15 protein-coding genes and 1 pseudogene are annotated in these 20,387 nt (G+C 72.5%); 9 read left to right on the top strand and 7 right to left on the bottom strand.

Features of this window, described 5'->3' with window-relative positions; all coding sequences use genetic code 11:
* Positions 1–20: 20 nt before the first annotated feature.
* The 3 genes from ACWFR1_RS14005 to ACWFR1_RS13995 form a co-directional block, all read right to left on the bottom strand.
* Positions 21–788, bottom strand: a complete 768-nt coding sequence (locus ACWFR1_RS14005) for an enoyl-CoA hydratase/isomerase family protein (RefSeq protein ID WP_453550336.1) — start codon at positions 786–788, stop codon at positions 21–23.
* 78 nt (positions 789–866) lie between these two features.
* On the bottom strand, positions 867–2,135 hold the full coding sequence (locus ACWFR1_RS14000) for a L,D-transpeptidase (protein ID WP_453550334.1): 1,269 nt from the start codon (positions 2,133–2,135) through the stop codon (positions 867–869).
* 197 nt (positions 2,136–2,332) lie between these two features.
* Positions 2,333–3,550 (bottom strand): Ig-like domain-containing protein, encoded by a 1,218-nt coding sequence (locus tag ACWFR1_RS13995; protein ID WP_453550332.1) that lies wholly within the window; start codon positions 3,548–3,550, stop codon positions 2,333–2,335.
* Between the two features lie 184 nt (positions 3,551–3,734).
* Between ACWFR1_RS13995 and glgX the strand changes: the two genes are divergently transcribed.
* Positions 3,735–5,975, top strand: a complete 2,241-nt coding sequence (gene glgX / locus ACWFR1_RS13990) for a glycogen debranching protein GlgX (RefSeq protein WP_453550330.1) — start codon at positions 3,735–3,737, stop codon at positions 5,973–5,975.
* A 25-nt stretch (positions 5,976–6,000) separates the two neighbouring features.
* On the opposite strand, the gene ACWFR1_RS13985 is transcribed toward glgX, so the two are convergent.
* The gene (locus tag ACWFR1_RS13985) at positions 6,001–6,825 is read right to left on the bottom strand and encodes a hypothetical protein (protein ID WP_453550326.1); all 825 of its coding nucleotides are present in this window, start codon (positions 6,823–6,825) and stop codon (positions 6,001–6,003) included.
* Between the two features lie 128 nt (positions 6,826–6,953).
* Here ACWFR1_RS13985 and ACWFR1_RS13980 point away from each other — a divergent pair, with 128 nt between their 5' ends.
* Positions 6,954–8,756 (top strand): ABC transporter ATP-binding protein, encoded by a 1,803-nt coding sequence (locus ACWFR1_RS13980; protein WP_453550323.1) that lies wholly within the window; start codon positions 6,954–6,956, stop codon positions 8,754–8,756.
* The gene (locus tag ACWFR1_RS13975) at positions 8,753–10,603 is read left to right on the top strand and encodes an ABC transporter ATP-binding protein (RefSeq protein ID WP_453550321.1); all 1,851 of its coding nucleotides are present in this window, start codon (positions 8,753–8,755) and stop codon (positions 10,601–10,603) included. Before ACWFR1_RS13980 ends, ACWFR1_RS13975 begins: the two co-directional genes overlap by 4 nt.
* A 209-nt stretch (positions 10,604–10,812) precedes the next feature.
* On the opposite strand, the gene ACWFR1_RS13970 is transcribed toward ACWFR1_RS13975, so the two are convergent.
* Complete coding sequence (locus ACWFR1_RS13970; RefSeq protein WP_453550318.1) at positions 10,813–12,309, bottom strand: MFS transporter; 1,497 nt, start codon at positions 12,307–12,309, stop codon at positions 10,813–10,815.
* 123 nt (positions 12,310–12,432) lie between these two features.
* On the opposite strand from ACWFR1_RS13970, the gene ACWFR1_RS13965 reads away from it, so the two are divergent.
* The 4 genes and pseudogenes from ACWFR1_RS13965 to ACWFR1_RS13950 all read left to right on the top strand — a co-directional run bounded on the left by ACWFR1_RS13965 (position 12,433) and on the right by ACWFR1_RS13950 (position 16,697).
* A complete protein-coding gene (locus ACWFR1_RS13965) occupies positions 12,433–13,341 on the top strand; it encodes a TetR/AcrR family transcriptional regulator C-terminal domain-containing protein (protein WP_453550316.1) in 909 nt (302 codons plus the stop codon).
* 222 nt (positions 13,342–13,563) lie between these two features.
* Complete coding sequence (locus ACWFR1_RS13960) at positions 13,564–15,594, top strand: M4 family metallopeptidase (RefSeq protein ID WP_453550313.1); 2,031 nt, start codon at positions 13,564–13,566, stop codon at positions 15,592–15,594.
* A 107-nt stretch (positions 15,595–15,701) separates the two neighbouring features.
* Positions 15,702–15,842, top strand: a pseudogene (locus tag ACWFR1_RS13955) (LuxR C-terminal-related transcriptional regulator); the annotation flags it as partial.
* A gap of 585 nt (positions 15,843–16,427) precedes the next feature.
* Positions 16,428–16,697, top strand: a complete 270-nt coding sequence (locus ACWFR1_RS13950) for a hypothetical protein (protein ID WP_453550311.1) — start codon at positions 16,428–16,430, stop codon at positions 16,695–16,697.
* 37 nt (positions 16,698–16,734) lie between these two features.
* On the opposite strand, the gene glgP is transcribed toward ACWFR1_RS13950, so the two are convergent.
* Complete coding sequence (gene glgP, locus ACWFR1_RS13945; RefSeq protein WP_453550309.1) at positions 16,735–19,290, bottom strand: alpha-glucan family phosphorylase; 2,556 nt, start codon at positions 19,288–19,290, stop codon at positions 16,735–16,737.
* 139 nt (positions 19,291–19,429) lie between these two features.
* Positions 19,430–19,648 carry a hypothetical protein gene (locus ACWFR1_RS13940; protein WP_453550307.1) on the bottom strand — a complete coding sequence of 73 codons (219 nt, stop codon included), beginning with the start codon at positions 19,646–19,648 and terminating at the stop codon, positions 19,430–19,432.
* On the opposite strand from ACWFR1_RS13940, the gene ACWFR1_RS13935 reads away from it, so the two are divergent.
* Both ACWFR1_RS13935 and ACWFR1_RS13930 read left to right on the top strand, forming a co-directional pair.
* A complete protein-coding gene (locus tag ACWFR1_RS13935; protein WP_453550304.1) occupies positions 19,647–19,943 on the top strand; it encodes a hypothetical protein in 297 nt (98 codons plus the stop codon). The genes ACWFR1_RS13940 and ACWFR1_RS13935 overlap by 2 nt on opposite strands.
* A 101-nt stretch (positions 19,944–20,044) precedes the next feature.
* A complete protein-coding gene (locus ACWFR1_RS13930) occupies positions 20,045–20,305 on the top strand; it encodes a hypothetical protein (RefSeq protein ID WP_453550302.1) in 261 nt (86 codons plus the stop codon).
* Positions 20,306–20,387 lie beyond the last annotated feature (82 nt).

Here is a 20,387-nt window from a genome sequence, read left to right as displayed (position 1 = left end):
GGAGACGACTGCGGCAGGCCTTAGGCGAACTTCGCCTTGCCCGGGCCCTCCTCGACGAAGCTGCGCATCCCGGTCTCCCGGTCGGCGGTGGCGAACAGCCCCGCGAACCAGGTGCGTTCGATGGCGAGACCGGTGTCGATGTCGGCCTCCAGACCCTGGTCGACCGCCTCCTTCGCGGCCCGCAGGGCGAGCGCCGGACCCTGCGCCAGCTTCGCGGCCCAGGCGTGCGCCTGCTCGTACACCTCGGCGGCCGGGACGACCCGGTCGACCAGGCCGAGGGTGAGGGCCTCGTCCGCCTTCACCATGCGGCCGGTGAAGATGAGGTCCTTGGCGCGCGAGGGGCCGATCAGCCGGGAGAGCCGCTGGGTGCCGCCGGCGCCGGGGATGAGGCCGAGCAGGATCTCGGGCTGGCCCAGCTTCGCGTTGTCGGCGGCGATCCGGTAGTCGGCGCAGAGCGCGAGCTCGCAACCGCCGCCGAGGGCGTAGCCGGTGACGGCGGCGACGACGGGCTTGGGGATGCGGGCGATCGCGGTGAAGGCGTCCTGGAGGCCGCGCGAGCGCTTGACCATGGCCACATGGTCCATGACCTGCATCTCCTTGATGTCCGCGCCGGCCGCGAACACCTTCTCCCCGCCGTAGAGGATCACGGCCCGCACGTCGTCGCGGTCGGTCGCCTCCTGGGCCAGCTCACGCAGCCGGTCCTGGACGGCGATGTCGAGGGCGTTCATCGGGGGGCGGTCGAGGCGGATCGTGCCGACGCCATCGGCGACTTCGAGGTTCACAGTCATGGGAGGAAGGTTAGTCCGCGTTAACACGATGGGGCCCGGTGCTGTTGCTCACAGCACCGGGCCCCTGTCGCGGGAGACCTACGCGGTCCACTCCGACCACGGCATGTTCCAGCCGTTGAGGCCGTTCTCCGGCTTGATGACCTTGTCCTTGGAGTTCTTCACGACGATCACGTCACCGATGATCGAGCGGTCGTAGAACCAGGCAGCCGGGGTCGAGCTGTCACCGGCGCCACGCGTGTCCGAGAGACCGACGCAGCCGTGGCTGACGTTGGAGGAGCCGAAGGTGCTCTTCGGGGCCCAGTAGTTGCCGTGCACGAAGGTGCCCGAGGTGGAGAGACGCATCGCGTGCGGCACGTCCTTGATGTCGTACTCGCCACCGAAGCCCACCGTGGCCCCGTTCATGCGGGTCACCTTGTACTTCTCGCTGATGACCATCTGACCGTTGTACGTGGTCGTCGACGGGGCACCCGCGGTGATGGGCAGCGTCTTGATGATCGTGCCGTCCCGCTCGATCTTCATCGTCTTGGCGCTCGCGTCGACGGTGGAGACCTGACGGCGGCCGATGGTGAAGGTGATCGTCTTCTTCTGCTTGCCGTAGACGCCCGGGCGGCCCTCGACGCCGTCCAGGTTGAGGTCGACGGTGACCTTGGTGCCCGCGGCCCAGTACTTCTCCGGGCGGAAGTCGAGGCGGTCGTTGCCGAACCAGTGCCCCTCGATGTCCACGGCCGGGACGGCCGTCACTTTGATGGCCTTCTCGACGGCGTCCGGGTCGGTGATGCCCCGGGTGAAGTTGATGGAGACCGGCATGCCGACGCCGACGGTCGCACCGTCCTCCGGCGTGTAGTGGCCGATGAAGGTGTTCTGCGGGACCAGGGTGGTGAAGGTGGTGTCCTTCGCCGACTCACGGCCCTCGGCGTCCTTCGCGATCGCGTGGACCTTGTACTGCGTCCCCCCGGACAGGTGCGCGGTGGGCGCCCAACTGGCACCGTCCGCCGCGATCTTGCCCTCGATCTCCGCGCCCTTGGAGTCGGCGACCGTGACCGTGGTCAGCTTGCCCTGCTCGGCGGTGACCTTGAGGGCCCCGCTGGTGGCGACCGAGTCGGCGCCGTCCTTCGGAAGGATCGTCACGACGGCCTGGGAGGCCGCGTTCTCCGGCTTGGCGCTCCCCTGCGACGCCGGGTCCTGGCCCCCCTTGCCACCCCCGGTGGCCGTCTCACCGCCGCCGCAGGCGGTGAGGACGATGAGCAGCGCCCCCGCGGCCAGCGCCTGCAGACGGACGCCCCCGCGTCGGCGGGCGCGCCGGCCCTTCGCTCCTACCGATGCCCCCGATATCGGCTGCCCGTTCACTGTGGTCGTCTCCCCTCGCACGGCCTGGCAACGCCACGGCCCCACCCCCGTGCGCGACCGCTCGCGCACACGGCGCTAGATAATCACACCGCAGGACACGAAAGATCCTCGCGAATGTCACCGTTCCGTCCCGATCGACGTGGTAGGGCGACCGGGTGATGACCTGGTGAGGAGAGGGGCACGAGGGGGCACATGGGTCAGCGCAGCGCCGAACCCGCCTTCCACTGGTTCCACTCCATGTTCCACCCGCCGAGCCCGTTGTCGGGAGCGACCTGCCGGTCACGCGAGTTGACCACTTCCACCACGTCGCCGATGAGCGTCCGGTCGAAGAACCAGCCCGCCGGGGAGTCCGCGCTGCCGCCCTTCTCGTCCCGCAGCCCCACGCAGCCATGGCTGACGTTGGCGGAGCCGAAGGTGCCGGACGAGGCCCAGTAGTTGCCGTGCAGGAAGGTCCCCGACTCGGTGAGCCGCATCGCGTGCGGGACGTCCTTGATGTCGTACTCGCCGCCGAAGCCGACCGTCCGCCCGTCCATCCGCGTCACGTCGTACAGCTCCGTGACGACCATCTTGCCGTTGTACGTGGTGGTCTTCGGCGCGCCCGCGGTGATCGGCACCGTGGCGAGGACCTCGCCGTTCCTGCGGACCTCCATGGTGTGCGCGGCGGCGTCGACGAGGGAGACCTGGGAGCGGCCGACGGTGAAGCCGACCTTCTTGCGCTGGATGCCGTACACGCCGGGCGCCCCCTCGACGTCGCGGAGCGCGAGCTCGACGGTGACCTTCGTGCCCGGCTGCCAGTACGCGGCGGGGCGGAAGTCCAGCCGCTCCTTGCCGAACCAGTGGCCGACGACCTCGACCGGCGGGTCCGAGGTGACGCGGACGGCGCGCTCGACGTCGTCGCGGTTCTCGATGGGCCGGTTGAAGGAGAAGGAGACGATCATGCCGGTGCCGACAGTGGAACGGTTCTCCGGTTTGAAGTAGCCGATGAACCGGCTCTCCGGCACGACGGTCGTGAAGGTGGTGTGCCGGGCCGAGCGGCGGCCGTGGGCGTCGAGCGCGACGGCGTCCACGCTGTACTTGGCGGCCAGCGCGAGCCGGGCGTCGGGCCGGGGCCGCCAGCGCAGCCCGTCGGCGGAGATCTCGCCGGCGACCCGGGTCCGCTGGGCGTCCTCGACCTGGACGACCGTCACCCGTTCGAGCCGTCCGCTGTCCACCCGTACCTCGACCGGTCCCTCGGCCGGCACCGCCCGGCTGCCGTCCTCGGGGCTCACCCGGATGACGTCACCGGGGGCCCGCGCCTTGCCCGGCAGGGTGACGTCGACGCCCCCTTCGCCGCCCGCTCCAGTGCAGCCCGCGAGGCCCGCCATCAGTCCCGCCACCGCCAGGGCGTACCTCGTCCGCTTCCATACACGATTCACGCTCGGCCCAACGACAGCCCCCCTCCAGGGGAAACGTGCGTGCGGGCCATGTTGGGAGCACGGCCGTGCGGGCAGAACAGGGAGGACGACGGGAAAGAGCGACGCGCGGGAGCGGCGGCCGGGACGCCGCCGCTCCCCCGGGTGCGGGCCCCACGAGCCCCACGAGCCGCGGGAGGCGGGGACTGTGTCGAGCGCAGCCGAGCAGGAGGCGGTACAGGAGCGTGCCCTGGAGCGGGCCCGGCCGGGGATCGGGGAGCCCGGCACGGCCGGCAGGACGCGCCCGCCGGTGTGGCCGGGGGCGCCGACGCCCCTCGGCGCCCGCTGCCGGGTCGGCCCCGGTGGGGTGACGGGCACGAACTTCGCCCTGTGGGCGGGAGGCGCGGAGGCGGTGGAGCTGTGCCTCTTCGACGGCGACGGCACGGAACGGCGGCTGCCGCTGACCGAGCTGACGCATGAGATCTGGCACGGCTTCGTGCCCGGGATCGGCGCCGGGCAGCGGTACGGCTACCGCGTGCACGGACGCTGGGACCCGTGGACGGGGGCCCGCTGGAACCCGGCGAAGCTGCTGCTCGACCCGTACGCGCGGGCGGTCGAAGGGGACTTCGCCCTGCCTCCCGAGGTGTACGGGCACGTGCGGGACTGGCCGCAGCAGCATGTCGCCGACACCGTCCGCGACGACCGGGACTCCGCGCCGTACGTCCCGAAGGGGGTCGTCGTCCAGGACGACGACGACTGGTCGGACGACCGCAGACCCAAGACGCCCTGGCAGGACTCGGTCATCTACGAACTGCACGTGAAGGGCTTCACCCAGCAGCACCCCGGCATCCCGGAGCGGCTCCGCGGCACGTACGCGGGGCTCGCGCACCCGGCGGCGATCGAGCACCTGGTGAGCCTGGGCGTGACGGCCGTGGAGCTGCTCCCGGTCCACCAGTTCGCGCACGAGGACCACCTCCTGCGGCGCGGCCTGCGCAACTACTGGGGGTACAACTCCCTCGGCTACTTCGCCCCGCACGCCGCCTACTCCTCGTCCGGGACGACGGGGCAGCAGGTCGGCGAGTTCAAACGGATGGTGCGGGCGCTGCACGCGGCGGGCATCGAGGTGATCCTCGACGTCGTCTACAACCACACGGCGGAGGCGGGCGAGCTGGGCCCCACCCTCTCCCTCAAGGGCATCGACAACCGCGGCTACTACCGGCTCCAGTCCGACGCCCGCCGGTACGCCGACTACACGGGCTGCGGCAACACGCTGCACGTGGTGCAGCCGCAGGTGCTGCGCCTCATCACCGACTCGCTCCGCTACTGGGTGACGGAGATGGGTGTGGACGGCTTCCGCTTCGACCTGGCGGCGGCCCTGGCCCGCTCGATGCACGACGTCGACATGCTGTCCCCGTTCCTCGCGGTCATCGCGCAGGACCCGGTACTGCGCCGGGTCAAACTGATCGCCGAGCCTTGGGACGTCGGCAACGGCGGCTACCAGGTGGGGGCCTTCCCTCCCCTCTGGACCGAGTGGAACGACCGCTACAGGGACGCCGTCCGGGACTTCTGGCGGGGCGCGCTCCCCGACGTGCGGGACCTCGGCTACCGGCTCTCCGGCTCCAGCGACCTGTACGCCTGGGGCGGCCGCCGGCCGTACGCCTCCGTCAACTTCGTCACCGCCCACGACGGCTTCACGCTCCGGGACCTCGTCACGTACGAGCGGAAGCACAACGAGGCCAACGGCGAGGGCAACCGCGACGGCACCCACGACAACCGCTCCTGGAACTGCGGGACGGAGGGCGAGACGGACGCCCCGGAGATCCAGGCCCTGCGCCTCCGCCAGCTCCGCAACCTCCTCACCACGCTCCTCCTCTCCACCGGGGTCCCGATGCTCGTCGCCGGCGACGAGATGGGCCGCACACAGGGCGGCAACAACAACGCGTACTGCCAGGACAACGAGATCGGCTGGCTCGACTGGTCGCTGCCGGAGGACCCGGGCCGGGCCCAGCTCCTCGCCCTGACCCGCCGGCTGCTCGCCCTGCGCCACCGCCACCCGGTGCTGCGCCGCCGGGCCTTCTTCTCGGGACGGCCGCAGGGCGCCGACGGGCTGCGGGACCTGGCCTGGTTCGGCGCGGACGGCGGCGAGATGACGGAGCGGGACTGGTACGCGCCGACGGCGACGCTCGGCCTCTACCTCTCCGGCCGCGACATCCCTGGCCGGGACGAGCGCGGGGACCAGATCACCGACGACAGCTTCCTCGCCGTCCTGCACGCCGGCCCCGAGCCGCTGGAGTTCCGGCTGCCGGACGCGCCGTGGGCGGAGTCGTACGAACTCCTCGTCGACACCACCCGGGAAAACCAGTCCCACGCACCGGGCACGGTCCACCGGGCCGGCGGGACGATCACGGTGGGCGCCCGCTCGACGGTGCTCCTGCGGGTCCGTGAGTGACACCGGGCCCCCCGCGCCCGGAAGGTCACTTCCGGGCGGAGAGCTCCGCTTCCAGGCGGGCGACGTGGCGGGCGTCGGCCTCCTTGCGGACGGCGGCGAAGCGGCGGTCGACGAGCACGACGGGGACCAGCCACACATAGCCCCACACGCTGAACGAGTCGACGACACCGGTCTCGCGGAGCAGCAGGTTCGTGCCCAGGCAGAGGAGGACGGAGACCGCCCAGACAGCCGATCGGTGGCGGCCGAGGAAGCGTACGGGGGCGTTCCGCGGGCCAGCGAGGGCTTCGATGGTCGCGGCGCGCACGGCGGCCTCACGGTCGGTGGGGTCGGCGGCCACGGCCGCGCGGGCGGCGTCGAGGCCGCCGCCGGCGAGGGCGGCGTCGAGGGCACGCGCCTGGGCCTCGGTCTCGCGCCCGGCCACCTTGCCCTGCGCGGCGCCCATCCGGAGGTCGTCCCAGTAGCCGCGGCGGGCCCAGCGTTCGGCGGCGGCGAGCCGGTCCGCCTCGGCCGACGCGGGGGCGAGCTCCTTGAGCCGCCGGGAGAGGGCACCCGCGCGGCCCGCGCGGCCGGGGTGGTCGAACTCGTCGGCGCGCAGGCACAGCTCGGCGTACCCGGCGAGGAGCCCGAGGTGGTCGCCGTCGAGGGCGAGCCCGGCACGGAAGGCCTTCTCCGCCTCGTCGTCGTGGTCGTCCTCGTCCTCCGCCGCGTGCCCGAGGGCGAGCCAGCAGAAGAGGTCCGCGTGCGGGCCGAGGGCGTCGAGGCCCTCCTGGGCGGCGCGCCGGACGGCCGCGTTGCCGCCGGCCAGGAAAAGCTGCTCGCAGCGCGATTCGTAGGCGTCGAGCGTGGTCATGTGATCCCCCTGTGCAGACCCCCCTGTGGGGTCGCGCAAGTCTGCGACGTGGGGCTTTGTAAGGTCAAGACCAATCGGCGGGAAAACCGGATGAGACGTGTCAGTGGTGAACCGTATGGTCGGACCTGATGCCCGAGAAACCCTTGCCCCCAGAGAACTCCCGCGACCGTTCGGCGATACGCGTCCTGCTGCGGCTGTGGCCGTACGTCCGCCCCGTACGCACGCGGCTGTTCACGGCCGCGTTCGTCGCGATCGTCGCCTCCTGTCTGTCACTCGTCATCCCGCTCGTCCTGAAATGGATGGTCGACGGACCCGTCACCGACCGCGACACCGGCGGTGTATGGCTGGGGGCGCTCTACCTCCTCCTGCTCGGCATCGCCGAGGCCCTCCTCTTCGGGTACCGGCGCTGGCTGGTGGCGCGGCCGCTCGCCGGTGTCGAGGCGCGCATGCGGGCCGATCTCTACGGCAGGCTCCAGCGGCTGCCGATCGCCTTCCACGACCGGTGGGCTTCGGGGCAGCTGCTCTCGCGCGGCACGACCGACCTCATGCTGGTCCGGATGTTCCTGGCCTTCCCCCTGACCTTCCTGCTGGTCAACGCGGTGACGATCCTCGCCGGTTACGTGCTGCTGCTCGCCCAGGACTGGTCCCTCGGTCTGGTGCTGCTCACCCCCGTCCTGCCGCTGGTGATCGTCTGCTCGCTCTTCGAGAGCCGGTACGGGGCCGTGGCGCGCCGCGCCCAGGACCAGGTCGGCGACCTGACGACGGTCGTCGAGGAGAGCGTCCTCGGCATCCGGATCGTCAAGGGCTTCGGCCGGCACCGCAGCCAGGCCCGCGCCTTCCGCGCGCTCGCGGAGCTGCTGCGGGGCACCGAGCTGACCAAGGCCCGGCTCCTCGCCATGATCTGGGCGGTCATCACCGTCGTACCCGAGCTGGCCATCGGGGCGGCCCTGGTCCTCGGCACCGTGCAGGTCGCGGACGGCGACCTGTCGGCGGGCACGCTCGTCGCGTTCCTGTCGACGGCGCTCGCGCTGCGCTGGCCGGTCGAGTCGATCGGCTTCCTCCTGGCGATGAGCCAGGAGGCGGCGACCGCGACGGAACGGTACTTCGAGGTGATGGACGCGGACGAGGAGCCGGACACGTCCGCCTCCTCCGCTCCGGCGGCGGAGGGCCAAGGCGGGGTGCGGTTCGAGAACGTGTCCTTCCGCTACCCGGACGCCCCTGAAGGGTCCCCACCCGTCCTGGACGGCATCGACCTGCACATCCGCCCGGGCGAGACACTGGCCCTGGTAGGCGGCACCGGCTCTGGCAAGACGACGCTCACCGCGCTCGTACCGCGCCTCCACGAGACGACCGGCGGGCGGATCCTGCTGGACGGCGAGGACATCGCGCTGATGGAGCGGGAGCGGCTGCGGACCCTGGTGTCGGTGGCCTTCGAGGAGCCGACGCTGTTCTCCACGAGCGTCGGCGAGAACGTCCTGATGGGCGCCGCGGCCGGAGCCGGCGAGCCGGAGCTGCGGCGCGCCCTCGGCGTGGCCCAGGCCGACGGTTTCGTCGACCGACTGCCGGAGGGTACGGCGACGCAGGTCGGCGAACAGGGCCTGAGCCTGTCGGGCGGCCAGCGGCAACGGCTCGCGCTGGCCCGCGCGGTGGTCGGCAAGCCCCGCTTCCTGGTCCTCGACGACCCGCTCTCGGCGCTCGACGTGCACACGGAGGCCCGGGTGGAGGCGGCGCTGCGCGAGGTGCTGCGCGAGACGACCGCGCTGGTCGTGGCGCACCGCCCGTCGACGGTGATGCTGGCCGACCGGGTCGCACTGCTCTCCCGGGGCCGCGTCACGGCGGTCGGCACGCACCAGGAACTGCTGCGGAGCAGCGAGGAATACGCCTGGCTGATGTCCGGCGAGGGCGACGACGAGGGGAACGAGCACCGATGACGGACACCGCCGTCGCCGCGAGGGACGAAGCCCCGGAGCTCCCCGGCCCCCATCCCGCGGACCCCTTCGACCGCGACGACCTGCCGGCCCCCAAGGGTGCGACGGGCGCGCTGCTGCGTTCGCTCCTCGCGGGCCACCGCCCGCGGGTCACGGCCGCCGCGCTGATCCTCCTCGTCAAGGAGGCGGCGATCCAGGCGGGCCCGCTGCTCGTCGCGTACGCCATCGACCGGGGCGTCCCGGCCTTCCGCGCGGGAGACCACGGCCCGGTGGTGGCGGTCGCGCTCGGCTATCTGCTCTGCGCGACGCTCTCGGGACTCCTCCAGTACGCCTTCGTACGGGTCGCGGCCCGCGTCAACCAGGACGTCCTGCTGGACATCCGGGGCCGGATCTTCCGCCACGCCCAGGTCCTGAGCGTGGACTTCCACGAGCGCTACACCTCGGGCCGGCTGATCTCCCGCTCGACGACGGACGTCGAGTCGCTCCGCGAACTGCTCTCGGAGGGCCTCCAGGAACTGATCGGCGTGGTCCTCTCCTTCGTCTCGATCGCCGCCGTCCTCCTCTGGCTGGACCTGGGCACAGGAGCGGTGGCCGTCGCGTCCTTCCTCCCCCTCGCCTTCCTCGTACGGCTCTACCGGCGCCGGGCGGGCAAGGTGTACGCCGAGCGGTCCACGGCCATCGCGGGCGTGATCGTGAAGTTCGCGGAGACGATGAACGGCATCCGCCCGGTGCGAGCGTTCCGCCGGGAGGAAAGGAACGACACCGAGTTCGCGGCACTCAACCACCGCCACGAGCGCAGCAACGGCGACGCGCTCCTGGAGATGGCCCGCTACGTCGTGGGCTCGCGGCTGGTCGCGAACACGGCGGTGGCGGGCATGTGCCTGTGGGGCGCGTACCGGGTGGCGGACGGCACCCTCGCCCTGGGTGTCCTGGCGGCGGCGGTGCTGTACATGCGACGCCTGTACGACCCGATCGACCGCCTCGGCATGTTCCTCAACTCGTACGAGTCGGCGGCGGCTTCCCTGGCCAAGATCGCGGGCCTCCTGGCGCAGGAACCGGGCGTCCCGGAGACGACGAACCCCGCCGACCTGCCGGACCGCAACGGCACACCGGGCCGCGAGGTGACCTTCGAAAAGGTCCGCTTCGCGTACCGCACAGGCGGCGAGATCCTGCCCGCCTTCGACCTGACGATCCCGGCGGGCCAGACGGTGGCGGTGGTAGGCGCGACGGGCGCGGGAAAATCGACCCTGGCCAAACTCCTCTCCCGCTTCTACGACCCCACGGACGGCCGGGTCCTCCTGGACGGCATCGACCTTCGTCACCTGACCACCCCCACCCTCCGCCGAGGCGTGGTCATGGTCACCCAGGAGGCGTTCCTCTTCTCGGGAACGGTGGCGGAGAACATCGCGATCGGCCGCCCGGACGCGACCCGACACGAGATCGAGGAAGCGGCGAAGGCCATCGGGGCGCACGAGTTCATCGCGGGCCTCCCGGACGGCTACGACACGGACGTACGCAAGCGCGGCGGCCGGATCTCGGCGGGCCAGCGCCAACTGGTGGCGTTCGCGAGGGCACTCCTGGCGGACCCGGCGGTCCTGATCCTGGACGAGGCGACGAGCTCGCTGGACGTGCCGGGCGAGCGGGCGGTGCAGCGGGCGATGGACACGGTCCTGGCGGGCCGTACGGCGCTGGTCATCGCCCACCGCCTCTCCACGGTCGAGGTCGCGGACCGGGTCCTGGTGATGGAGCGGGGCAGAATCGTCGAGGACGGCACGCCCAGTGCCCTGATCAAGGGCGAAGGCCACTACGCGAGCCTGCACCAGGCCTGGCGGGACAGCCTGGTGGGCTGAACGGCCCCCGGTGGCGGGCTGTTCAGCCCACCACCGGGAGCGACCGGCGCCCACCGAACGGGAGTGGGGGACGTGGAGGGGGTCGTGTTCGGGACGTAAAGCGTGATTTGTGGCGCAAGAGAAACGCCGAGCTCTCAAGAAGCCCGCAGGCGCCGTAAATCATGCAGTCCCGAACGCGACCCCCGGAACGTCCCCCACGCACCCACGACTCAGGAACGCCCCCGCAACAGAGCGACAGACAAACAAGCGGCACCGGCCATCAGCAGAGAGGCCCCGAGGGCGGCACCGGCCATGGCCTCGGTGAAGGCGGACCGAGCCGCGTCGAGAACAGGCCCCGGGGAAGCCAGCGCACCCCCCAACGTCTCCCGGGCGGCAGCCGGAGCCGAAGAGGGCATGGCCGAGGTGTAGACGGCCGCACCGATGGACCCGAGGATCGCCATCCCGAGGGCGCCGCCCAGCTCCTGCCCGGATTCGAGGACGGCGGCGGCCGAGCCGGCGCGCTCGGGCGGGGCGGCGCCGAGGGCGAGTTCGTTGGCGAGGGTCATGGCGGAGACGAGCCCGGCGGCGTAGAGGGCACTGGCGACGAGGACGGCCCAGAAGGGCGTGGTGCGGTCGACCGAGGCGAGCCAGGCGAACCCGAGGGCGGAGACCAGGAACCCACCCCCCATCACGTACGCCCGGTCGACGCGCTGGGCGAGCACCGCGGCTACGGGGGCGGCGAAGAGAACGCCGACGGCGGGGACGAGGCTCCACAGGGCGGCCTCGAACGGACTCTGGCCGAGGACGGACTGCAGGTACTGGGTGAGGAAGACCGCGAAGCCGACGGTGGCGACCATGGCGAGCAGATTGACGAGAACGGAGCCGCCGTAGGCGCGGGTGCGGATCAGACCGAGGTCGACGACGGGATGGACGAGCCGGGCCTGCCGCCGAACGAACACGAGGCAGAGCAACAGCCCACCGGTCACGCCCCATGCGGGCAGCGGCGCCCACCCGCCCTGGGCAAGCTCCTTGATCCCGTAGATCAGGGACAACAGGGCGGCAAGCGAGAGCCCGGCACTCACCAGGTCGAACGGCCCCCCGCCGGCCGCTCCCTTGGACTCGGGAAGCAGCAGGGGCCCGAGGACGAGGAGCAGGGCCATCGCGGGCAGGTTGATGAGGAAGACGGAGCCCCACCAGAAGTGCTCGACGAGCGCGCCGCTGACGACGGGCCCGAGGGAGATGCCGCTCGCCATGACGGAGGTCCAGGCGGTGACGGCCTTGGCGCGCTGGGCCGGGTCCTGGAAGAGGTTGCGGATCAGGGCGAGGGTGGCGGGCATGAGGCAGGCGCCGGCGAGCCCGAGGAGGGCGCGGGCTGCGATGAGGGCGCCTGGGCTCTGGGCGTACGCGGCGGCGACGGAGGCGACGCCGAAGAGGGCGGCGCCGCCGAGGAGGAGCCTGCGGCGCCCGACGCGGTCGCCGAGGGCGCCCATGGTGACGAGGAGTCCGGCGAGGACGAAGCCGTAGGTGTCGAGGATCCAGAGCTGTTCGGTGGCTCCGGGGTGGAGGTCGGCGCTGATGGAGGGGATGGCGAAGTAGAGGACGGAGACGTCCATGGAGACGAGAAGCAGGGGCAGCATGAGGACGCCGAGGGCGGCCCATTCGCGGCGTCCGGCACGGGCGGGTCCGGGTGCTCCCGGGGTGTGCCCGGCAGGGGCGGTGAGTGTCATACGAGCAAAGAAGCACCGGCGGGCGTACAAGAGAACCCCCGCCCTAGTGCACCACGAACAAGAGGCCAAAAACCCCAGCACACCAGGGAGTACACCGTCCCGCCGCACTAGTACACTCCCCGCGTGACGACCGAGCCGCCCTACCTCGCCATCGCCGCCGAGCTCCGCCGCCGGATCCGGACGGGTGAGCTGTCCCCGGGCGACCGGGTGCCGTCGACGCGGGCCGTCACGCGCGAGTGGGGCGTGGCGATGGCGACGGCCACGAAGGCGCTGGGGGTGCTGCGCCGGGAGGGTCTGGTGCGGGTCGAGCCGGGGGTGGGCACGGTGGTCGTGACCCCTGCGGGTCCGGGCGCGGTACGGGACGCGGAGCCCCTGTCGCGGGAGCGGCTGGTCGAGGCGGCACTCGAACTGGCGAATTCCGAGGGGCTGCACGCGCTGACGATGCGCCGGCTGGCGACGGCGCTCGGGGTGTCGACGATGGCGCTGTACCGCCATGTGCCGGGCAAGGCGGAGCTGGTGCATCTGATGACGGACGCGGCGTGCGGGGAGGTGCCGTTGGGTCCCGCGCCGCGGGAGTGGCGGACGGGCCTTGAGCAGGGCGCGCGCTGGCTGCGCGGGATGTACCGCAGGCACCGCTGGATGGCGCACGCGATGGCCTCGTTCACGCGGCCGGTGGCGACGCCGAACGCGCTGGCGTACCTGGAGTGGGTGCTGCGGTCGCTGCGGGGCACTCCGCTGACGCTCACGGAGAAGCTCCACGCGCATCTGCTGATCTTCGCCTATGTGCAGGGCCTGTCGATGGCCGACGACCTGGAGGAGCAGGCGCGGCAGGACACGGGGATCTCCGACGGCGAGTGGATGGAACAGAATGAGCCACGATTCGACGCGATGCAGGCGGGCGGTTCGTACCCCGAGCTGCTCTCGGTGACCAGCGGCGGCGGCTTCGGTATGGACCTGGACGCGCTCTTCGAATTCGGGCTTCAGCGAACGTTGGACGGCATCGCGTCCATGATCGACGAAACGTCCGGTTAACGAACACGGACGTGCGGGCAGCGGACGAGTTCCGGCCAACTTCCTGACACACCCATGACAGGTACCCGTCAGCCCTGTCACTCTCTCCCCGGTTCTTCGTATCACTGTTCGCCGCTTCACCCGAACGTGCTGCACAGCACCGAACGTGCTCCACAGCTCTCCTTGCTCCGCCCGGACGGGCCCACCCAGTCCGCCGGTACCCCCCTCGCAAAAGGAGTCTGCGTGAGATCCACGCCCAGCCGTCGTGCCACCGCGACCGGCGCTCTGATCGCTGCCGCCGCCATGCTCGCCGTGAGCGTCCAGACGGGTTCCGCCACCGCGGCGGACTCCCCCTGGAGCGCCGCCCCCGCCCAGCAGGGCACCGCGGTGAACCCCGGCAAGCTCCCGGCCGACCTCAGCCCCGCCGAGCGCACCGCGCTCATCAAGGCCGCCGACGCCGACAAGGCCGCCACGGCCAAGTCCCTCGGCCTCGGCGCCCAGGAGAAGCTGGTCGTCCGTGACGTCGTGCAGGACCGCGACGGCACGACCCACACGCGCTACGAGCGCACCTACGCCGGACTGCCCGTCCTCGGCGGCGACCTCGTCGTCGAGGAGTCCAAGGCCGGCGCGACCCAGAGCGTCTCCAAGGCCTCCCGCGCGGAGCTGAAGAACGTCGACACCACCGCGACCGTCACGCCGGCCGCCGCGTCGAAGCAGGCCCTGAGCGCCGCGCGCGCCGAGGGCTCCGACAAGGCCGCCGCCGACCGCGCCCCGCGCAAGGTCGTGTGGATGGCGCAGGGCGCCCCCGTCCTCGCGTACGAGACCGTCGTCGGCGGCCTCCAGCACGACGGCACGCCGAACGAGCTGCACGTCGTCACCGACGCGAAGTCCGGCGCGAAGCTGTACGAGTGGCAGGCCATCGAGACCGGCACCGGCAACACCCAGTACGGCGGCCAGGTCACGCTCGGCACGGCGCCCTCGTACACGCTGACGGACACCACCCGCGGCAACCACAAGACGTACAACCTCAACCGCGGTACGTCCGGCACCGGGACGCTCTTCTCCGGCTCCGACGACGTCTGGGGCGACGGCACCCCGCAGAACCTGGAGACCGCGGGCGCCGACGCGCACTACGGCGCGGCGCTCACCTGGGACTACTACAAGAACGTCCAGGGCCGCAACGGCATCCGGGGCGACGGCGTCGCCGCGTACTCGCGCGTCCACTACGGCAACGCGTACGTCAACGCCTTCTGGTCGGACTCCTGCTTCTGCATGACGTACGGAGACGGCGCGAACAACACCAAGCCGCTCACGTCCATCGACGTGGCCGCGCACGAGATGACGCACGGCGTCACCTCCAACACGGCCGGCCTCCAGTACAGCGGCGAGTCCGGCGGCCTCAACGAGGCCACCTCGGACATCTTCGCGGCGGCCGTCGAGTTCTACGCCAACAACCCCCAGGACCCGGGCGACTACCTGGTCGGCGAGAAGATCGACATCCGCGGCAACGGCACCCCGCTCCGCTACATGGACAAGCCGAGCAAGGACGGCTCGTCCAAGGACGCGTGGTACTCGGGCATCGGCTCGATCGACGTCCACTACTCCTCGGGCCCGGCGAACCACTGGTACTACCTGCTCTCCGAGGGCAGCGGCGCGAAGACCGTCAACGGCGTCAACTACGACTCCCCGACCTCGGACGGCCTGCCCGTCACCGGCATAGGCCGGGACAAGGCCTCGCTGATCTGGTTCAAGGCGCTCACCACCAAGTTCGGTACGACCACGAACTACGCGGGTGCCCGGACCGGCACGGTCGAGGTCGCCAAGGCGCTCTACGGCGCGACCAGCCCCGAGGCCCTGGCCGTCGAGCACGCCTGGGCGGCCATCAACGTGGGTACGCGCCCCGGCGGCACCGAGCCGCCCACCGGCACGGTCTTCGAGAACACGGCCGACGTCGCCATCCCGGACTCCCCCGGAGCCGCGGTCACCTCGACGGTCAACGTCACCGGCATCGCCGGCAACGCCCCGAGCAACCTCGCCGTCGGCGTGGACATCGTCCACACCTACCGCGGTGACCTCGTCGTCGACCTCGTCGCCCCCGACGGCTCGGTCTACAGCCTGAGCAACCGCTCCGGCGGCAGCGCCGACAACATCGTCCAGACCTTCACCGTGAACGCCTCCACCGAGGTCGCCAACGGCGCCTGGAAGCTCCGCGTCCAGGACAAGGCCGGGATCGACACGGGCTACATCAACAGCTTCAAGCTGACCTTCCCGTAACCACGGGCGGGTAGCAGCGGAAGTCCCGTAACGGGAGCCCGGAGGGAGAACGTTCCCTCCGGGCTCCCGCGCGTCCGCGTCACGCCTCTGCATACCCTGGGCCGCATGGGCTCTCGAACCAGGAGATCGCGGACCGCCTGTACGTCGTCGAGGGCACCGTCAAGGCGCATGTGAGCGCCGTCCTGGGCCGCCTGGGACTCCGCAACCGCGTCCAGCTCGCGGTCCTCGCCTACGAAGCGGGCGTGGTCCCCGGCACGGGCGGGGCGCCTGGGGTGGGTGGGGTGCCTGGGGTGGGTGGGGTGCCTGGGGTGGGTGGGGTGCCTGGGGTGGGCAGGGTCTCCGATGCGGGCGGAGTCCCCGATGCGTGAGCGTCTCTTAGATCCGGGGCTGCGGGAAGGGACACGAACCGGAGGGGATGGCCGGCTGGGCGCTGCACCGGGTCGTCCGGGAGGCGCTCACCAACGCCGCCAAGCACGCGCCGGGCGGCAGCGTGGCCGTGCGGGTCGAGGGCGCCGCCGAGCGCGTCACCGTGGACGTCGTGAGCGGTCCCCGGCACGGCCGGGTCGCCGCTCGCCTCGGGCGGCACGGGGCTCGTCGGCCCCGACGAGCGCGTCCGGCTCGCCGGCGGGGTCCTGACCCACGGGCCCACGCCCGAAGGGGGCTTCGCGGTCCGCGCGACCCTGCCGCGCCGCGCTCCCGCCGTCACCCCGGCGCCCTCCCCCACCGCGCCCACCTCGGCGCGGGAGCTGGACCTGGCCCGCCGCCAGGTCCGCAAGGGCCTCGCGCAGGCCAACTGGATCCCGCTCGCGCTGCTCGCCGCGCTCGGCCTGCTCATGGCCGGGGTCGCCCTGTGGACCCAGCACCAGTCGTATCTGGAGCCGGACGACTACGACCGGATGCGGACCGGGCAGTCCCTCACCGACATCACCGATGCCGAGGACCTGCCCGACCACCCGCTGGACGGCCCGCCGAAGGGCGTGCCGGCGGAGCCGCCCGGCATGGACGAGTGCCGGTACTACCGCTCCACGCTGTTCGCCGCGGTCCCGGAGTACCGGCTCTGCTTCGTCGACGGGCACCTCGCCGACAAGGCCGAGGTGCCGTAGACCGGTGCGGGGGCCGTGCCGCCGGCTCACCGCCGCCCTACCGCAGCAGGACGCCCGCGCCCTCTCCCGTCGTCTCCTCCGGCAGGGCCACGAGGCCGAGTTCCGCCGGGTGGGCGAGGAGCGGGTGGGCGGGCAGGACGCGGACCGTGCAGCCGAAGGGGCCGGTCCGGTCGAGCTCCAGGGTGCCCGCGTACGGCAGGCGCCCCTCCAGATCCGGGCCGCCCGCCGGCTTGAGCGTGGCGGTACGGGTGTCCGCGAGGGTGTCGTCGGCGTCGACCCGGCCGGTGACGGCCTGCACCTCGACGTCGTCGGGGCCGAGCTCGCCCAGGGTCACCCGGACCCGGACGACCGGGGTCGAGCCGAGCTCCGCGTCCGTCAGTTCGTCCGCGAGCCCGTCGCCGACCTCGACGTGCTCGACGGACACCTTGGGCCAGGCCTCCCGGACCCGGGCCTTCCAGGCCGCGAGCTCCCGCGCCCGGTCCGGGACGAGCTCCCGGCGGGCGTCGGCGGCGGGGACGTAGAGCCGCTCGACGTACTCCCGGACCATCCGGTCGGCGAGCACCTTCGGGCCGAGGTCGGCGAGGGTGCGCCGGACCATCGCCGTCCAGCCGGTCGGCACCCCGTCGGGGCCCCGGTCGTAGAATCGGGGGGCGACCCGCCGCTCGATCAGCTCGTAGAGGGCGGCGGCCTCCAGGTCGTCGCGGCGGTCCTCGTCGGCGGCGGCGGCGCCGTCGGCGGTGGGGATGGCCCAGCCGAAGTCGGGCTCGAACCACTCGTCCCACCAGCCGTCGAGGACGGAGAGGTTGAGACAGCCGTTGAGCGCGGCCTTCATGCCGCTGGTGCCGCAGGCCTCCAGGGGGCGGAGGGGGTTGTTGAGCCAGACGTCGCAGCCGGGGTAGAGGCCGCGGGCCATCGCCATGCCGTAGTCGGGCAGGAAGACGATCCGGTGCCGGACGCGCGGGTCGTCGGCGAACCGGACCAGCTCCTGCACGAGCCGCTTCCCGCCGTCGTCGGCGGGGTGCGCCTTGCCCGCGACGACGAGCTGCACGGGCCGCTCGGGGTGGAGCAGCAGGGCACGCAGCCGGTCCTTGTCCCGCAGCATGAGCGTGAGCCGCTTGTACGAGGGGACACGGCGGGCGAAGCCGATGGTGAGGACGTCGGGGTCGAGGACGGAGTCGGTCCAGCCGAGTTCGGCGGCGGCCGCCCCGCGCTGCCGCCAGGAGGCGCGGAGCCGTTCCCGTACGTCGGTCACGAGCCGTTCGCGCAGGACGCGGCGCAGCTCCCACAGCTCCCGGTCACCGGCCTCGGGGCCGAGGTCGCCGACCTCGGGGGCGACCCAGGTGGGGGCGTGGACGCCGTTGGTGATCGAGGTGATGGGCACCTCGTCGGCGTCGAAGCCCGGCCAGAGCCCGGCGAACATGGCCCGGCTGACGGCGCCGTGGAGGGTGGAGACGCCGTTGGCCCGCTGGGCGAGGCGCAGCCCCATGGCGGCCATGTTGAAGACGCCGGGCTCGCCGCCGAGCGGGGTCTCGTCGCCGAGGGCGAGGACGCGGCCGGTGTCGACGCCGGGGAGCGCGCCGTCCTCGCCGAGGTGGCGGGCGACGAGACTCCGCTCGAAACGGTCGATGCCGGCGGGGACGGGGGTGTGGGTGGTGAAGACGGTGCCGGACCTGACGGTCTCCAGGGCGGCGTCGAAGTCCAGTCCCTCCGCCTGGAGTTCGCGGATGCGTTCGAGGCCGAGGAGGCCGGCGTGGCCCTCGTTGGTGTGGAAGACCTCGGGGTCGGGGGTACCGGTGAGCCGGGTGTACGTACGGAGGGCGCGGACGCCGCCGATGCCGAGCAGCATCTCCTGGAGGAGCCGGTGCTCGCTGCCGCCGCCGTACAGCCGGTCGGTGACGCTGCGTTCGCCGGGGGCGTTCTCCTCGACGTCGGAGTCGAGCATGAGCAGGGGGACGCGGCCGACCTGGGCGAGCCAGATGTGGGCGTGCAGGCTGCGCCCGCCGGGCAGGGCGAGGGTGATCCGGGCGGGGGTGCCGTCGGCCTCGCGGAGCAGGGTGACCGGCAGCTCGCCCGGGTCGAGGACGGGGTACTGCTCCTGCTGCCAGCCGTCGCGGCCGAGCGACTGCCGGAAGTAGCCGTGGCGGTAGAGCAGGCCGACGCCCACGAGGGGTACACCGAGGTCGCTGGCGGACTTGAGGTGGTCCCCGGCGAGGATGCCGAGGCCGCCGGAGTACTGCGGCAGGGCGGCGGCGACGCCGAACTCGGGCGAGAAGTACGCGACGGCGGCGGGCGGCCGGCCCGGCTGCGCCTGGTACCAGCGGGGGGCGTGGAGATAGGTGTCGAGGTCCTCGGCGGCGGCGGTCAGCCGGGCGAGGAAGTCCTCGTCGGCGGCGAGCGCGGCGAGCCGGGGGGTTTCGAGGGCGCCGAGGATCCGGACGGGGTCGACGCCGGCGCCCGTCTCGGGGGCGAGGGAGTCGAAGAGCGCCCGGGTGGGCTCGTGCCAGGACCAGCGCAGGTTGTGCGCGAGGTCGGCGAGGGGTCGAAGGGTGTCGGGGAGGACGGGACGCACGGTGAATCGACGGATTGCCTTCACGTGTTCCACCTTCGCAGGCGAGTACGGAGCGGAGTGGACGCACCACGCTGTGCGTCCGTCGTTCCGCTCCGACGTTAGGTCACCTCGGGGCGTGGGGCCACGGTGCGTCGGGGCGCGTGGCGTGTCGGAAGGGCGACTTTCAGCCGACGGCGGGGAGCCGCACCTCGTAGGGGGAGCCCTGGTTGACCGTGTCCGGGTCGGAGGATGCCGTGGCGGCGTACCGCCCGGCCACGGCGGCGAGTTCCTCGGCCGGGACGACGTCGTGGATGTCGGTGAAGCCGTGCGGGGCGCGCTCGTGGGCGAGGTTGATGACGACCTCGGGACCGAGCCGCCGGTTGGCACGCTGGAGGGCGGTCATGGCGGGCCGGCGTTCCCGCTCGTACGCGCTGGTCTTCAACGCCAACACCCGCGTCCTGCACGGCCCCACGGAGTTCGCGGCCTTCGAGACGCGGCGCCGCGCCGAGCGGGTGCTGCGGGACAGCGGGGTGCCCCTCGTGGTGATCCGGCCGCCGGTCTACCTCGACAATCTCTTCTCGCGTGGAACGGCCCCGCGCTCGTCGACGAGGGCGTGCTGGCCTATCCGCTGCCGGAGTCGGCGCGGACGGCGTGGCTGTCGCACCGGGGCCTGGCGGAGGCGGCGCTCGCGGCGCTGACCCGGTAGGGCCTGGAGGGGCGGACCTTCGACATCGGCGGCGCGGCGGCGCTGACGGGCGGCGAACTGGCGGCGGCGTTCGGCCGGGGCCTGGGCCGGTCGGTGCGGTACGAGGAGCTGGATCCGGTCGACTTCGAGCACGGGCTCTGCGCACTGCTCGGTCCGGTGGCCGCGGCGGGGGTGGCCGGGGTCTACCACTACATGGCGAGCGGCGCCGACCCGCTGCTCATGGCGGGGGACGACGGGGTGTCGGCGGAGGTGCTCGCGCTCGAACCGGCCCCGGTGGAGGAGTGGGTGTCGCGCCGGCCCTGGCAGGTCTGGTCGACGGACGCGGAGGAGCCGGACACGCCCTCGCGCCGCTGACCCGCGCCCGAGCGAGGCAGCGACCCGCGCTCCCGCGAGCCGCTGACCGCGCTCCGGAGAAGAGCCCCGCCTCACCGAGGCG

It is taken from the genome of Streptomyces sp. NPDC055103, from assembly GCF_053607625.1.
This window is presented reverse-complemented; position numbering and strand designations above follow the sequence as displayed.

Bases quoted from the DNA above. Each gene is read 5' to 3' on its own strand.
- ACWFR1_RS14005 (WP_453550336.1), bottom strand. From the start codon at position 788: ATGACTGTGAACCTCGAAGTCGCCGATGGCGTCGGCACGATCCGCCTC.
- ACWFR1_RS13975 (WP_453550321.1), top strand. From the start codon at position 8,753: ATGACGGACACCGCCGTCGCCGCGAGGGACGAAGCCCCGGAGCTCCCC.
- ACWFR1_RS13940 (WP_453550307.1), bottom strand. From the start codon at position 19,648: ATGACCGCCCTCCAGCGTGCCAACCGGCGGCTCGGTCCCGAGGTCGTC.
- ACWFR1_RS13985 (WP_453550326.1), bottom strand. From the start codon at position 6,825: ATGACCACGCTCGACGCCTACGAATCGCGCTGCGAGCAGCTTTTCCTG.
- ACWFR1_RS13970 (WP_453550318.1), bottom strand. From the start codon at position 12,309: ATGACACTCACCGCCCCTGCCGGGCACACCCCGGGAGCACCCGGACCC.
- ACWFR1_RS13950 (WP_453550311.1), top strand. From the start codon at position 16,428: ATGGCCGGGGTCGCCCTGTGGACCCAGCACCAGTCGTATCTGGAGCCG.
- ACWFR1_RS13935 (WP_453550304.1), top strand. From the start codon at position 19,647: ATGGCGGGCCGGCGTTCCCGCTCGTACGCGCTGGTCTTCAACGCCAAC.
- ACWFR1_RS13980 (WP_453550323.1), top strand. From the start codon at position 6,954: ATGCCCGAGAAACCCTTGCCCCCAGAGAACTCCCGCGACCGTTCGGCG.